Consider the following 7,300-nt stretch of genomic DNA (forward strand, 5'->3'; position numbering starts at 1 on the left):
CTGAGAACTGACCCATGTGAACACACTACCCCGACGTTTTTGGCTCGGGGGATATGGAGTGATCGACATGGGATTTTTGAGTGTCATTCGACGCTGGGCATTGCGTGACAAAATGCCAATCAGAGAGATTTCCCGTCGCACGGGTTTATCTCGCAACACGGTGAAGAAGTATCTGCGCGAGGGCATTGTTGAGCCGAAGTTCAAAACCCCGCCGCGACCAACCAAACTTGATCCGTATGCGGACCGTTTGTCTTCTTGGCTTGTGGCCCAGACGCGCAAGTCGCGCAAAGAGCGTCGAACCGTCAAACAGATGCACGTGGATCTGGTGCAGTTAGGGTATGATGGCTCCTATGAACGTGTGGCGGCCTTTGTCCGTGCGTGGCGTGCGGACCGGCAGCGGGCGGAACAGACGACAGGGCGCGGCACATTTGTGCCTCTGATCTTCCAGCCCGGCGAAGCTTTCCAGTTTGATTGGAGTGAAGACTGGGCCAATATTGGCGGCGAGCGACTGAAGCTTCAGGTCGCGCATATCAAGTTGTCACACAGTCGGGCGTTTTTGGTCCGGGCTTACCTGCTGCAAACGCACGAGATGCTGTTTGACGCCCATTGGCACGCGTTCCGCGTGTTTGGCGGCGTTCCTGGCCGAGGGATCTATGACAATATGAAGACAGCGGTTGATCGCGTCGGCAAAGGCAAGCAGCGGGACATCAACGTCCGTTTCAAGGCGATGGCTAGCCACTACGTCTTTGAGCCTGAGTTCTGCAATCCGGCTTCAGGTTGGGAGAAGGGCCAGGTCGAGAAGAACGTCCAGGACGCGCGCAATCGGCTTTGGCAGGTCATGCCCGTCCTTGCAGATCTGGCTGAACTGAACCAATGGCTTGAAGATCGGTGCATCGCCCTTTGGGCGGAGACGCCGCACAAAGCCTTGCCGGGGTCTCTCGCCGATGTGTGGAAAGCTGAGAAGCCAATGCTGATGGCTCTGCCGCCAGCCTTCGATGGATTTATCGAACATAGCAAGCGAGTGTCTCCCACATGCCTGATCACATTCGAACGCAACAGGTATAGCGTGCCCGCCAGCTTTGCGAACCGCCGTGTCAGCCTGCATGTCTACCCTGACCGACTGGTCGTTGTGGCCGAAGGGCAAACAGTTTGTGAACATGCACGGCTCATTGATCGGTCCTGCCGCAAATCAGGCAAGGTTGTTTATGACTGGCGGCACTATCTTGCTGTCATTCAGCGCAAACCTGGCGCCCTTCGCAATGGCGCGCCCTTCACCGAGATGCCGGAAGCCTTCCAACGGCTGCAGGAACGCATGTTACGCAAGGAGGGGGGTGACAGGGAAATGGTCGACATCCTCTCATTGGTTCTGCAGCATAACGAAGAGGACGTGTTACGCGCCGTGGACAAGGCGCTGGAAGCGGGTGTGCCAACCAAGACGCATATCCTGAACCTTCTACACCGGTTGATCGACCGTAAGCCGACGGAACATCCAGAAGTCGACCCACCGGACGCCTTGGCATTGCAAACCACGCCCGAGGCAAATCTAAATCGTTACGATGGCCTGAGACAGGCTGGGGAGAAGCGCCATGCGTCATGACCCAGCCGGAGCCTCTATCGTCATCATGCTGCGCAGCCTCAAGCTCTATGGCATGGCAAATGCCGTCGAAGACCTGGTCGCCCAAGGTGCCCCAGCCTTTGAAGCCGCGACCCCGATGTTATCACAGCTGCTCAAGGCTGAAATGGCGGAACGAGAGGTTCGATCCATCGCTTACCACACAAAGGTCGCCCGCTTCCCTGCATACAAAGACCTCACCGGCTTTGATTTTGCGTCCAGTGAAATTAACGAAGCGAAAGTCCGGCAGTTACACCGGTGTGAGTTCATCGAAAACACCGAGAATGTCGTTCTGATCGGTGGGCCCGGCACGGGCAAAAGCCACACCGCCACAGCAATCGGCGTTCAGGCGATCGAACACCACAGGCGCAAGGTTCGGTTCTTCTCAACAGTGGAGCTGGTCAATGCACTGGAGCAAGAAAAAGCGATTGGCAAGGCTGGGAAAATCGCTGATATGCTGACCAAAGTCGACTTGGTCATCCTGGATGAGCTCGGTTACCTGCCGTTCAGTTCATCAGGTGGGGCGCTGCTCTTTCACCTGCTCAGCAAGCTCTACGAGCGCACAAGCGTCATCATCACAACCAACCGTAGCTTCTCAGAATGGGCGCAGGTCTTCACAGATGCAAAGATGACCACCGCTCTCTTAGACCGCCTCACGCACCGCTGCCACATCTTGGAAACAGGCAACGACAGCTACCGCTTCAAAGCCAGTTCCAAGGATACAAAGAAAACTAGAAAGGAGACCCCAACATTGACCGCGTCATAGACCACGACGCATAACTAAAGGTGGGTCAATTCTCGGTGAAAATACCGGGTCAGTTCTCAGTGAAAATCAACAAACATGGAGTTCAGCAACCCAACATAAAGCGTACCAATATGCATTTTTCCTGTTGGGCTGGGTCCAACACGTGTGACCCACGCTCCGGAAGCGAGTTCGCGGGGCGGGAACTCGGTCTCTAAGCTGTCCGGAGTTCTAAGTAGCTCCGGAAAAAGAAGGCTGGTGTCGAGCAACTTCGGTTTCCTCATGAAATACGGCAATCTTTCATGAGGCAGAGACGTTTGGAATTTCAAAGAAATGAAGATCAAGTATCGATTTTTCCGATGGCTATGATCATATTGTTTAGCAACTTTTGGCACGTCTGCTTGTCCCGCATCGTTAGCTTGAAACAAAGCCAAAATCCGCCTCTATTTGGGCAAGACCGAATTGAATATACTTAGAATAAAAGCGAATTTTAGGTCAGTTATGCTGATTTATTTAACATAATAAACCTTATTGGCCTCGCGGCACCAGAAAGGCGGATGAGGTAAGAGCGAGCGAACTTGAAAACGATGCCGGCTTACTCGGCGCTATCGCGCTGCTCCCACAAGATATGAACGCCGTTGCTTGATATATCCGAGTATCTTCGCAAGAGACGTATTGTTTTTAATCGGAAAGCTGCGGGATCGAGCCGTAACCTTCAAATGCATATGCATTGAAAATCTGACGGCCCTCAAAGTATCTGCGTTCTGCGGATGCCATCCTGGCCGCATCACAAGTCTCGTGCCATCGGTCTACAATCGTTTGAATTTGGCTTGCAATGATTTGCCGAGCATCCGCTTCGCTCAACTGAAAATATGGCGCGGCTTCAAGCACGTTCACCAGCTGAGCGGCGTTTTTGCCGGGCGTGATGTTGAGCGCTTGGTTGGCCTCGCCGGTTCCACGTTTTTGTGGAGCAATGTCATACGCCGGCGTTAGCGACAGCTGCTCGCCATCCCAGAATCCGGCATGGTTTCTGGCGTGGTCATCGGTATTCCCGACAAGGATATTGAAGCTCAAACGTGCGAAGAACTCGGGCAGATCCTTCTTTGGGTTGGCAAAACGCGCCCGCATGATGTCCGCAAGCTCGGTATAGGCGATGTGGCGTGCGGCGAGTTCGGTTTCTTGGGTCCAAGTCAGTGCTGACAGTATTGACCGGCGATGCCAGTTCTTCCCTTCATCAACAGGAATGCGATCGAACCGTTCGACCAGCAAAACTTCACGGTCAAGTACCTGCTCAATCTCCACCTCTGCAACATCAAGGCCGGCCAGTTTGGCCAGGCGCATTGTGGCGAACTCGCCCTTCACCATGGCAAACACATCATTGGCGGCAGAAAATTTGGCAATCAGCTTTCTGGGCCGGTCACTTTTCGTGTCGTTTATGAGCGCTTTTGGTCTTGCACCACCAATTGAGCTTCCGTGGAGGATTGTCCGATCCAGAACTTCTGGAACGGCCTCTCCTGCTTCAATCTTGTCGGCAAAGCTTTGAAGTTCCTCAAGCGTCGCTTCCGCAGAAACACGCGGCACAAACTCATCCGCACTTTCCTGGAAATCAATAGCCCCAATCCGGTCTGACCCTGAGCGGATCATGAAGGTCATCTCTCCGAAGGCATCTTCGTCAATCTCCTCGCGCTTGTTGCCAAGCAGCTCATTGACGATGACCCGCCTTCCCCAACGGTCTGGCAAAGCGTCGCGAAGTGATGGTGCCAGGTTGTGCCCCCCCGATGGTTCGATGAGCCCTTCGCCAATCGGCAGGTCTAGGTCGAAAATCGGAATGGCATCCGGGTTGCGTCGATAGGAGCGGCCGTAGCCAAACAGGATATTGTCGCTGCCGTCCTGCTTCATGACTTGACCGGCGACAACCGGTTCTGTCTTTCCTGGCAGCCAAATCCACACGAAGAGTGACGATGGTTCAGAAGTCATCGTCAAACTCTGGCTTTTTCACGCGTATCCTGTCCGGAAGCAGGTTCAACTCGCTTTGAACCCTTTCAATCTCGCGTACAACACGGTCACGACCTCCAAAAAGCTCAATCCCCAAGACAGAAGCCGCCTCAAAGGCCGCGCCAATCGCCACCGTGGGTTTGCCCGCTTCGATGGCAATGATGCTGTCGCGCGAACATCCCACGCGAGAAGCCAGCTCATTTTGCGTCATCTTTCGTTTTGAGCGAATACGTCGGATTTCCGACCCCAGAAGTTTCAATCCGTGACGTGTACCGCGCGAATAGCTTGGCTGTTTTGAAGATTTGTCGGCGTTATCCATCTTTAAATGCCTTAGTGTCGACTAAAAGCGACATATCATGGAAACACAGAAAAATCAAACCATGATAGCCTTGTTTGTAGGTTTTCACCCACACTAACTAGCTTAAGGTAGCTTTTGTCCGACAAAGTGGCGCTTAACTTCCCTTCGAATCCATTTGGGTATCCGACAGGAAGGCGCGCAGGGGGCGTGTTGCAAACCTTTCAGCAGGATAAGACTACCCTGCGATCGGCGGTATTTTCATGCTTTGTTAACCATTTGAAGTCCGAAGAGCTGCGCGAGCAAATCATTCTGTTCGTAGACAGTCCAATCGCCAGTGAAGCCGAAACCCTTCTTCAGCCAGAGCATAGCCTCGAAACCGGCAATCGTTCGTCGCGCCGTTTTGAAGGATTGAAAACCGCCGGTCTTTGGCATGTTCTTCTTCACTCTGAAATGGTCGCTTTCGATCCTTTGCTGTAGATGCTTGGTGACATAATGTACTGGATCTGGACGCAGGAGCCGGTCATCGACGGTCGTTTTGATCGTTGACGGGAAGGTATTTGCACCGTCGGTACCGATCTTCCCCGGCGATAGCAGGGGCTCGTCCTTCAGCATCTTGCGGAAAAATCGTTTGGCCGCATCAAGGTCGCGCTTTGCCGTTAGCAGAAAGTCGACAGGATTGCCGCATTTGTCAATGGCCCGGTACAGGTAGCGCCACTTGCCGCGGATCTTGACGTAGGTTTCGTCAATGCGAACTGAACCGCAATGGGGTCTGCGAAACTGGCGTAGCCGTTTCTCGATCATCGGCGCGTAAGCAAGAACCCATCGGTTGATCGTGCTGTGATCTACTTCGAAGCCACGCTCCTGGAACATCTCCTCCAAATCTCGATAGCTCAGCGGATAGCGCAAGTACCAGGCAACGGCCTGAACAATGAGCCATGCCTCGAAATGCCGTCCTTTGAAATCGTCCTTTGATTGGCGCTTCAGCTTTTCGGTAATGGCATTCAGAATCATAAACCCGCACTCCAACAAATCGGAACGCCTTTTCATCACCTAATTCTCAAGCCGGGGTTAACAAGAAAACTTTGCGACAGGCCCTGCCGGAGGCATTGCCCCCGACAACCACCCTGGTGGTGGTGCCAAGGAACTCGCTGACCATCTTGGCCGTGAAATGATCATCCGTCCCGAAATAACATTCCACTTCCGCCTGCAGGAAGGACTTCCAGTTGTTGGGGTAAATGTGGGCAAGGGCGTTGATGTCCTGAAGGAAGAACCACATGCGCACGCCAGCGCCTGCATGCGTCCTCAGGGCACTTAAAATGGTGTCGGAGCGGGGGAAGGACAGAAACTCGTCAAAAAGCATCAGAACGGGGATCTGGGGCCTCTGGGAGCTTTCCAGTGCATCAAGGGCCATGTTCAGGAGCATGGTCACATAGCGCCCGTGCGATTTGATGCGCTGGAAGGGAATGGTGATGTAGACCGTGGCCGGTTCCTTCTTCAGCTCTGCAAACGAGAAGTCGCTCCGGCTGGTCACCTCACGGATGCCGCGATTGTCGAAAAGCTTCAGGACCGTATCGAGGGTATCACTGAGGCGCGAGACCGATTTGCCCATATCCTTTCCGTGAAACGAGCGCATGCGGTTCATGATCATGGGATCAAGGTCCGGGCGGCTCATGTCTTCAATCAGGGAGCGGGTCTGATCGCTTCGAAGCCCGGAGACCATGTCGCGCAGGGTGCCGAGGGAGCGGTGTTCCTCGGGCATATGGAGCGCAAAATAGAGGATGGCGGCCCCGAGAAAGCTCTTGCATTCCGCTTCGAAGAAATCATCCACTTCGCGGGCCGGGGGCATGAGGAGATTGGCGAGGGCGTCGGCATGATCATCCGTTGTAATCGCGTCGAGCGGATTGATGGCGTGGGTGATGCTGCGCAGGCCATCGATGTCGAAGGGGTTCAGCAGCCAGACAGGGCCGACATTCTCGCTGCGCCATTTTGAGGTTGCCTTGAAGAGTTCGCCCTTGGGGTCAACGACAACGACGCTGCCCCTGTAGCGCAGCAGGTTTGGAATGATCTGGGAGACAGCCTTGCCGGTGCGGGTCGGGGCAAGGGTGATGAGATGGCTCTGTCCTGACCAGTGGAGGGCGGTCTTGGGAAACGCGCCCTGCGGGGTGCCTTCGCTCAAACCGCCGAGATAGATGGCATCGCCGCGTTCTGGCACCTTTGAGAAATCATAGAGCAGCTGGTGTTCGCCTGCGCTCAGGTCGGTTGGCCTGTCGAAGCGGGCATCGCCATGGACTTTGGGCGGGTTTTTGATGAAGGCGTCCTGAGCCCTCTTGCGGTTCTGGATTTCCAGATCGGCGGCGAGCATGGCCTCGATGCGCTCCCATGGTTCGCCGTCCTTGATGGCCTTGTGGCAGTCCGCGATTGTGGAGGGCATGTAGGAGCGAGCCCGCAGGCGGGTCTCGAGCTGCTTTCTTGCGGCCCGCCGGTCCATCCATCTGGCGACATCCATCCCGGTCCTGAGGTAGGATGAGCTGCCCTTGAAGAGGCCGCCAAACGGGTCGAACTTGTCGGACATGTGGGGTAACCTGCCTTTGCGTCATTCAAGCGGGTGCGGGGCAGACTATACGGATTTTTGAGCGCTTGCCCATAACGCATG

The 7,300-nt window shown here is 54.7% G+C and carries 7 protein-coding genes; 2 read left to right on the forward strand and 5 right to left on the reverse strand.

The genetic code is table 11. The annotated features are described in order from the left end of the window. The first annotated feature begins 67 nt into the window (after positions 1-67). Together istA and istB are read left to right on the forward strand one after the other, a co-directional pair. Complete coding sequence (gene istA, locus TRICHSKD4_RS26705; protein ID WP_009469599.1) at positions 68-1,597, forward strand: IS21 family transposase; 1,530 nt, start codon at positions 68-70, stop codon at positions 1,595-1,597. After that, the gene (gene istB, locus TRICHSKD4_RS26710; RefSeq protein WP_009465782.1) at positions 1,587-2,378 is read left to right on the forward strand and encodes an IS21-like element helper ATPase IstB; all 792 of its coding nucleotides are present in this window, start codon (positions 1,587-1,589) and stop codon (positions 2,376-2,378) included. The genes istA and istB overlap by 11 nt, the downstream gene beginning before the upstream one ends. A gap of 56 nt (positions 2,379-2,434) precedes the next feature. On the opposite strand, the gene TRICHSKD4_RS31420 is transcribed toward istB, so the two are convergent. The 5 genes from TRICHSKD4_RS31420 to TRICHSKD4_RS26735 all read right to left on the reverse strand — a co-directional run bounded on the left by TRICHSKD4_RS31420 (position 2,435) and on the right by TRICHSKD4_RS26735 (position 7,219). Further along, positions 2,435-2,788: a hypothetical protein gene (locus TRICHSKD4_RS31420; RefSeq protein ID WP_208993210.1), complete on the reverse strand. Its 354-nt coding sequence runs from the start codon at positions 2,786-2,788 to the stop codon at positions 2,435-2,437. Positions 2,789-3,035: 247 nt separating this feature from the next. Continuing rightward, complete coding sequence (locus tag TRICHSKD4_RS26720; RefSeq protein WP_050763558.1) at positions 3,036-4,331, reverse strand: type II toxin-antitoxin system HipA family toxin; 1,296 nt, start codon at positions 4,329-4,331, stop codon at positions 3,036-3,038. Next, positions 4,321-4,668, reverse strand: coding sequence for a helix-turn-helix transcriptional regulator (locus TRICHSKD4_RS26725; protein ID WP_009469602.1), 348 nt, complete (start codon positions 4,666-4,668; stop codon positions 4,321-4,323). The genes TRICHSKD4_RS26720 and TRICHSKD4_RS26725 overlap by 11 nt, the downstream gene beginning before the upstream one ends. Positions 4,669-4,905: 237 nt before the next feature. After that, positions 4,906-5,658 carry an IS6 family transposase gene (locus TRICHSKD4_RS26730; RefSeq protein WP_009469603.1) on the reverse strand — a complete coding sequence of 251 codons (753 nt, stop codon included), beginning with the start codon at positions 5,656-5,658 and terminating at the stop codon, positions 4,906-4,908. 46 nt (positions 5,659-5,704) lie between these two features. Then, positions 5,705-7,219 carry a type IV secretory system conjugative DNA transfer family protein gene (locus TRICHSKD4_RS26735; RefSeq protein WP_009469604.1) on the reverse strand — a complete coding sequence of 505 codons (1,515 nt, stop codon included), beginning with the start codon at positions 7,217-7,219 and terminating at the stop codon, positions 5,705-5,707. Positions 7,220-7,300: the final 81 nt, after the last annotated feature.

The organism is Roseibium sp. TrichSKD4 (assembly GCF_000148725.1).
Taxonomy (GTDB): Bacteria; Pseudomonadota; Alphaproteobacteria; order Rhizobiales; family Stappiaceae; genus Roseibium.